Raw genomic sequence first — 6,653 nt, 5'->3', positions numbered from 1 at the left:
GGCCGCCCAGAGGGCCAGGTGGCCGCCGGCGGAGTGCCCGGCGAGGACCACGGACGCGTGTGCGCCGGCCTCCGCGGCCGCGGCCCGTACCGCGTTCGTCACATCGTTGAACGTTTCCGGGAAGCCGCCGCCCCCGCCGGCTCGCCGGTACTCCGCGAGGGCGACCGGCAGGCCCTCCCGGGCCAGCGCGGCGGCCAGCGGGGACAGGTGCGTACGGTCGTATGCCACCCGCCAGAAGCCGCCGTGCAGCAGCACGATCAGCGGGCCGGACCGCCGGCCGGGCGGCGCCTCCGGTGGCCGGTACAGGTCGATCACCTGGTCGGGGTGGTCGCCGTACGCGATCCGACCGTCCGGCGGTACGGGCGCGCACGCCAGCAGCGCCTCTTCCTCATCCGGCTCCCTGCTCACACCGCGCCCCTCACATCGTCGTAGGACCCTGTTCCGCCGCGCCCGCGGCGACCGCGGCGGCGGTGCCGTCGCCCGGTACGTACGCCACGATCTCCGCGAGGACGCGGGCCGCGCGCTCCGCGTCCGCGAAGGACGTGTAGAGCGGCGTGAAGCCGAAGCGCAGCACGTCGGGGCGGCGGAAGTCGCCGATCACACCGTGCCGGATCAGCTCGCCCATCACCTCGCCGGCGCCCGCGCACTCCAGCGCGACCTGGCTGCCGCGCTCGTCGTGCGGCTCCGGCGTCACCGACCGCACCCGGCCGCGCGGCGCGTACGCCCGCACGCACTCCAGAAAGAAGTCGCTCAGCGCGAGGCTCTTGGCCCGTACGTCCTCGATGGCCACGCCCTCCCAGACCTCCAGCGCGGCCTCCAGGGCGAGCAGCGACAGGATGTCCGGGGTGCCGACGCGGGCGCGTTCGATGCCCGCCGCGGGTACGTACTCGGGGTCCATGCCGAAGGGGTCGGCGTGCGAGTTCCAGCCGGGCAGCGGGGAGTCGAAGCGCGGCTGGTGCTCGGCGCGTACGTACAGGTACGCGGGCGCGCCGGGGCCGCCGTTGAGGTACTTGTACGTGCAGCCCACCGCGAGGTCCACGCCGTGCGCGTCCAGGCCGACCGGCAGCGCGCCCGCGCTGTGGCACAGGTCCCAGACGGCGAGCGCGCCCGCTTCGTGCAGCGCGGCGGTGATGCCGGGCAGGTCGTTGAGCCGGCCGGAGCGGTAGTCGACGTGGTTGACCAGGGCGGCGGCGGTACGGTCCGACACCTCGGCGGGCATCCGGGCGGCCTCGACGGGGCGCAGCGTGCGGCCGGTGAGCCGGGCGGCGGACTCCGCGATGTAGCCGTCGGTCGGGAAGGTCGCGGCATCGACCAGGATCTCGTCCCGGGGGACGCCGTCCACCGCGGGGCCGGACTCGTCGGCCATGCGCACGGCGGCGACCAGCGCCTTGAAGACGTTCACGCTGGTGGAGTCGCCGACCACGACCTGCCCGGGGGCCGCGCCGAGGAGCGGGGCGATGCGGTCGCCGATCCGCTCGGGCGCGGTCCACCAGCCGGACTCCGACCAGGAGCGGATGCGCAGCTCGCCCCACTCGCGGGCGACGACCTCGCGGACCCGCTCGGGGACCGCGTGCGGCAGCGCGCCGAGGGAGTTGCCGTCGAGGTAGACCGCCTCGTCGAGCACGAACTCCGCGCGCTTGCCGCTCAGTGGGTCCTTGGCGTCGAGCTGCGCGGCCCGCGCGGCGAGGTCGTCGCGGACGACGGCCGCCGCGACGGTGCGGGCGCTCAGCGCGCCGCCCGCGGCAGAAGTATCGATTCTCTCGGTGGACACGCCGGGGCCGGCGCTCTCGTTCTGCTGCACCTTGTTGTCACCCTCCGCGCGGACAGGGCCGCATCGCTCGGTCGTGAGGGGCCACTCGGACCCGGCTTCCTCGTCGGTCGTGAGTGGCCGCTCCGTCACGAGTGCCCCGTCCGGCGGGACCGAGCGCCCCGGCCGGCCGGACCGGGGACCCCCGTCCGGCCGCTCGGGCACGACGGCCTGCCGCTCGGACATGGATGTCTGCCGCTCGGCCCCGGCTCCGTGCCGCTCAGACATGGCTGCGTGCCGTCCACAGCTCGGGAAAGACGTTTTTGCGGGCCCGCTTCTCCAGCCAGGCCACGCCGGACGAACCGCCCGTGCCCATCTTCGCGCCCATCGCGCGGCGGGTCGCCACCAAGTGATCGTTGCGCCATCGCCAGACCAGTTCGGCGACGTCCGTGAGGGCCTCACCCAGCCGGACCAGCTCGTTCTCCGGGTCGCGCGCCGGATCACCGGCGTAGACCTCCGTCCAGGCCGCCTCGACGGCCGGGTGCGGCTCGTACTTGAGCGTGGGGTCGCGGTGCAGTACGGACACCGGGATCGCGTATCCCCGGCGGTCCAGCAGCCGCAGCACCTCGTCCCACAGGCTCGGCTCGTGCAGCGCCTTCTCCAGCTCGGCGTACTCGCGGGGCGCGCCGCGGTGCGGGACGAGCATCGACGCGGACTTCTCGCCGAGCAGGAACTCCAGCCGCCGGTACATCGCGGACTGGAAGCCGGAGCCCTCGCCGAGCGCCCCGCGGTAGGCGTTGAACTGCGCCGGAGTCAGCCGGGCCAGCGGCTTCCACGCGGCGTTGAGGGCCTCCAGCTCGTACGTGGAGCGGCGCAGCGCGTCCATCGCGACGGGCAGGTCCTCGCTGCGCAGGGCCTGCGCGGCGGTGTGCCACTCGTGGACGATGACGGTGAACCACAGCTCCATGACCTGGGTGGTCACCAGGAAGGCCATCTCTCCGGGATCGTCGGAGAGCAGGTGCTGGGCGTGGGTGAGCATCTCCGCCTGGACGTAGTCCTCGTACGGCGTGGTGCCCGCGAAGTCGAGATTCGGGTCCGCGCCCGCTCCGACCGGGCAGCGCGGTGCCTGCTCCGGGGTCGGGGACGCCTGGGACGCTGATGACGAGTGCGACATCAGAACTCCTCGTGATGCATGCCTCCGGGTAGCGGTCCGCCCCTTCCTGTCGGCATCGGAGCCCCGGTCCCCTCGTCAGGCCCGGCTCACCGGACCTGTTGCGCATCTTCCGCAACTCCCCGGGGTTTGGCAAGGGCCGTCCCGGCCGACCCGAAGGGCCTCCAACGGCTCAGGACCGGCCGGAACACATCGGCCGGCCGGCCCTGAGCGGTCATCTCGGCAGGGGGCTTCCCTCAGGAGAGCGTGTCGGCCGCGGTCGGCGAGGAGTCGCGCAGGAACGCCGTGCAGCGCTCGTACTCCTCCTGCTCGCCGATCGCCTGGGCGGCGCGGGCGAGTGCGTGCAGGGCCCGCAGGAAGCCGCGGTTCGGCTCGTGCTCGAACGGGACCGGGCCATGGCCCTTCCAGCCGGCCCGGCGCAGCGAGTCCAGGCCGCGGTGGTAGCCGGTACGTGCGTACGCGTACGACTCGACGGTACGGCCGGCCTGGAAGGCGTCGTCCGCCAGCTGCGCCCAGACCAGCGAGGACGCCGGGTACTTCGCGGCGACGTCGGCCGGTGCGGTGCCCGCCGCGAGCAGCTCGCGGGGCTCCGGATCGTCGGGCAGATGGGTCGGGGGCGGTCCCCCGAGCAGGTTCTCGTGAATGGCCATGGTTCCAAGTCTGCCTGGTACTCGCCGCCCGCGGCGCCACGGCGGTGGCGCTTCGGCCGGGCGCACGGAGGACCGTGCACGCGCGCGAAGGGCCCCGTACGCGTGATCCTGATGCGTACGGGGCCCTGCGGCGTGCTCCTCCGCTGCGCGCGCCGGTACAGCGCGTGGCGGCGTTACAGCGCGCGCGGCGGCGTTACTTGATCTTGGTGCCCGTGGAGCGCAGGTTGGCGCACGCCTCGGTGACCCGCTTGGCCATGCCGGCCTCGGCCAGCTTGCCCCAGCTGCGCGGGTCGTAGGTCTTCTTGTTGCCGACCTCGCCGTCGACCTTCAGCACACCGTCGTAGTTGCGGAACATGTGGTCCGCGATCGGGCGGGTGAAGGCGTACTGGGTGTCGGTGTCCAGGTTCATCTTCACGACGCCGTTCTCCAGCGCGGTGGCGATCTCCTGCTCGGTGGAGCCGGAGCCGCCGTGGAAGACGAAGTCGAACGGCTGCGACCCGGCGGTCTTGCCGTACTTGGCGCCGACGCCCTCCTGGAGGTCCTTGAGGAGCTCGGGGCGGAGCACGACGTTGCCCGGCTTGTAGACGCCGTGCACGTTGCCGAAGGAGGCGGCGAGCAGGTAGCGGCCCTTCTCGCCCAGGCCCAGCGCCTCGGCGGTGCGCAGCGCGTCGTCGACGGTGGTGTACAGCTCGTCGTTGATCTCGTGGGTGACGCCGTCCTCCTCGCCACCGGTCGGGGTGATCTCGACCTCAAGGATGATCTTGGCGGCGGCGGCCTTGGCGAGCAGCTCCTGGCCGATGGCCAGGTTGTCGGCCAGGGTCTCGGCCGAACCGTCCCACATGTGCGACTGGAAGAGCGGGTTCTGGCCCTTGGCCACGCGCTCGGCGGAGATGTCGATCAGCGGGCGGACGTAGCCGTCCAGCTTGTCCTTGGGGCAGTGGTCGGTGTGCAGCGCGACGGTGACGTCGTACTTCGCGGCCACGACGTGCGCGAACTCGGCCAGGGCGACGGCGCCGGTCACCATGTCCTTGTTGTACTGGCCGCCCAGGAACTCCGCACCACCGGTGGAGATCTGGATGATGCCGTCGCTCTCGGCCTCGGCGAAACCGCGCAGCGCCGCGTGCAGCGTCTGCGTCGAGGTCACGTTGATGGCCGGGTAGGCGAACTTGCCTGCCTTCGCCCGGTCGAGCATCTCGTTGTAGATCTCGGGGGTTGCGATGGGCATCTGTCCGCTCCTTGTGATGTGCGGGTACCGGGTACGTTCTGGGCCCTGACCAGGGGGCGACGTCATCGTCGCGGCCCATCTTCCCAGACTTGCCGGATACCTCCACATCGCGCTTCCACCCGGACGGCGCAAGGGGCGGGCTGTTTCACGTGAAACAGCCCGCCCCTTGGTGAAAGGCCAGGTCAAGGCCGCGAGGGCCGGAGCCTCCGCCCGACGCGCCCGATCTCTCAGCCGAGATCCAGGTCGGTGAGCCGGTAGCCGGTGATGTACTTCAGGCCCGCGTCGGCGATGGCCGATTCGGCACCGCGGTCGACGATCGTGGCGACCGCGACGACCTCGGCGCCCGCCTCGCGGGCGGCCTCGACGGCGGTCAGCGGCGAGCCGCCGGTGGTGGAGGTGTCCTCGACGACCAGGACGCGGCGGCCCGTGATGTCCGGGCCCTCGATGCGGCGCTGCATGCCGTGCGTCTTCTGGGCCTTGCGGACCACGAAGGCGTCCAGCTTCCGGCCGCGCGCGGCGGCGGCGTGCAGCATCGACGTCGCGACCGGGTCGGCGCCGAGCGTGAGCCCGCCGACCGCGTCGAAGTCGAAGTCGGCGGTGGCGTCCAGCATCACCTGGCCGACCAGCGGCGCGGCCTCGGCGTCCAGGGTGATCCGGCGCAGGTCGATGTAGTAATCGGCTTCCTTGCCGGAGGAAAGCGTCACCTTGCCGTGCACCACGGCCTTGTCCTTGATCTGCTGCAGCAGCTCGCCGCGCACGTCGTCACTCATGCGCACGAGCTTAAGGGGAGCCCGGCCCTCCCCTGCGGCTCAGGTCAGGGTGCGCCAGGTCCACGTCGTGGAGATCTCCAGCGGGTCGATGGGGGTGACCAGGCGCGGGTGCGTGTTGAGGCCGTTGGGCGGGCCGGACTGCGGTTCCACGCACACGGCCGCCTCCTGCTCGTCGTACACGACCACCCACTCCGCACGGCTGGTGACCTTCAGCTCCAGGCGGCCCGGCCAGGTCAGCGTCACGGCCACGCCCTGCGGCATCCCGAAGCAGTCGTCCCAGGGGCCGGGGCGCGGGTCGATGCGGCGGCCCGTCGGAAGGTGGTCCTCGCCGCGCTCCTCCTGCCACTCGGGGTCGAAGTCGATGCGTACGCCCTCGCCGCCGTCGCCGAGGTCGCGGAGGAACCAGGGGTGCCAGCCGGCCTGCGCCGGGAAGGAGTCGTCGTACGTCTCGACGCCCATGGTCAGGGTCAGCGAACCGCCGTCCTCGGCCAGCTCCACCAGCTGGCTGACCTTGCCGGGGTACGGCCAGGGGTCGGCCGGGTCGTCCAGGTCGTACGTGAAGGCCGCGGTGGTCCCGGTCGTGCGGGCGGTGCGCCAGGAGAGGTTGCGGCCGTTGCCGTGGATGGCGTGCGGCGGGGAGTTGAGCGGCATCTGATGCGTCTCGGAGCCGTTGCGGAACCGGCCGTTCTCGATCCGGCCGCACCACGGCACCATCGGGAAGCAGCCGTACTTGGCTCCTTGCCGGAGCAGCTCCGTGCCGCCGATGCGGAGGCTCTCGATACGGCAGCCGTTGTCCGGGCGGACGGCCACTTCGGTGTCGCCGGCGGCCAGCCGTACGGTACGCGCCACGCGCGGCTTGCGGGCGGGCTCTGCGGGGTTCTCAGTGCTCACGGATCGACCTTAGCGGTGCGGCACGCGGGCGGCGGACCGGGCACGCTGACCCGGTGGCCGGTCCCGCCCGCCCGGGCGCCCGGCGTCAGCGGCGGCGCAGGCCCGGAGCCTGTGGCGGCGCGGGCCGGCGTCAGCGGCGGCGGCGCAGCGCCCGGCCGACCACCACGGCGGAGGCCAGGACCACGGCGGCCGCGGGGGC

7 protein-coding genes are annotated in these 6,653 nt (G+C 72.9%); all 7 read right to left on the bottom strand.

Going from position 1 to position 6,653, the window contains the following annotated elements:
* A partial coding sequence (locus ABT381_RS34455; protein WP_351601613.1) for an alpha/beta hydrolase occupies nt 1-408 on the bottom strand: 408 nt, incomplete at its 3' end.
* Between the two features lie 10 nt (nt 409-418).
* Nucleotides 419-1,729 (bottom strand): kynureninase, encoded by a 1,311-nt coding sequence (gene kynU, locus ABT381_RS34450; protein WP_351601616.1) that lies wholly within the window; start codon nt 1,727-1,729, stop codon nt 419-421.
* A gap of 298 nt (nt 1,730-2,027) precedes the next feature.
* Nucleotides 2,028-2,921 (bottom strand): tryptophan 2,3-dioxygenase family protein, encoded by an 894-nt coding sequence (locus ABT381_RS34445; protein WP_351601610.1) that lies wholly within the window; start codon nt 2,919-2,921, stop codon nt 2,028-2,030.
* 233 nt (nt 2,922-3,154) lie between these two features.
* The gene (locus tag ABT381_RS34440) at nt 3,155-3,568 is read right to left on the bottom strand and encodes a DUF3151 domain-containing protein (protein ID WP_351601607.1); all 414 of its coding nucleotides are present in this window, start codon (nt 3,566-3,568) and stop codon (nt 3,155-3,157) included.
* A gap of 193 nt (nt 3,569-3,761) precedes the next feature.
* Nucleotides 3,762-4,793 (bottom strand): class II fructose-bisphosphate aldolase, encoded by a 1,032-nt coding sequence (fbaA, locus tag ABT381_RS34435; protein ID WP_351601604.1) that lies wholly within the window; start codon nt 4,791-4,793, stop codon nt 3,762-3,764.
* Nucleotides 4,794-5,020: 227 nt separating this feature from the next.
* Nucleotides 5,021-5,563, bottom strand: coding sequence for an orotate phosphoribosyltransferase (pyrE, locus tag ABT381_RS34430; RefSeq protein ID WP_351601601.1), 543 nt, complete (start codon nt 5,561-5,563; stop codon nt 5,021-5,023).
* Between the two features lie 39 nt (nt 5,564-5,602).
* Complete coding sequence (locus tag ABT381_RS34425; protein WP_351601598.1) at nt 5,603-6,454, bottom strand: aldose epimerase family protein; 852 nt, start codon at nt 6,452-6,454, stop codon at nt 5,603-5,605.
* Between the last annotated feature and the right edge of the window lie 199 nt (nt 6,455-6,653).

This window comes from Streptomyces sp. NPDC000151 (genome assembly GCF_040301705.1).
Classification (GTDB): Bacteria; Actinomycetota; Actinomycetes; order Streptomycetales; family Streptomycetaceae; genus Streptomyces.
Note: the sequence above shows the minus strand (reverse complement) of the source record. Positions and strands in the feature narration are given on the sequence as shown.